General features: G+C 67.7%; 1 protein-coding gene. It reads right to left on the bottom strand.

The features are described 5' to 3' along the window. On the bottom strand, positions 1-373 hold a 373-nt coding region (locus AB4Z42_RS28485), incomplete at both ends, for a GNAT family N-acetyltransferase (protein WP_442012595.1).

Genomic DNA, 373 nt, shown 5'->3' with positions numbered 1-373 from the left:
GTCCACGGTGGCGTGGACGAAGCCGCGCTTCAGGAACCAGTGCTCGGTGCGCGTGGTGAGCACGAACAGCCGGTCCAGCCCCAGCGCGCGGGCGCGGCGCTCGATGCGCTTGAGCAGCCGCTCGCCGTCGCCAGTGCCCTGGGCCTCGGACGAGACCGTCAGGCAGGCCATCTCGCCCATGTTCTCGCGCGGGAATTCGTAGAGCGCGGCGCAGCCGAACAGCACGCCATCGTGCTCGATCACCGAGAAATTGCCGATATCCCGCTCGATCAGGTGACGTCCACGTGGCACGAGCGTGCCATCGGCCTCRAGCGGTGCAATCAGTTGCAGGATGCCGCCCACGTCATCGAGCGTGGCTTCCCGCAGGCTTTCC

The sequence above is a fragment of the Mycobacterium sp. 2YAF39 genome (assembly GCF_052114565.1).
In the GTDB taxonomy this organism is placed as follows: Bacteria; Actinomycetota; Actinomycetes; order Mycobacteriales; family Mycobacteriaceae; genus Mycobacterium.
Note: the sequence above shows the minus strand (reverse complement) of the source record. Positions and strands in the feature narration are given on the sequence as shown.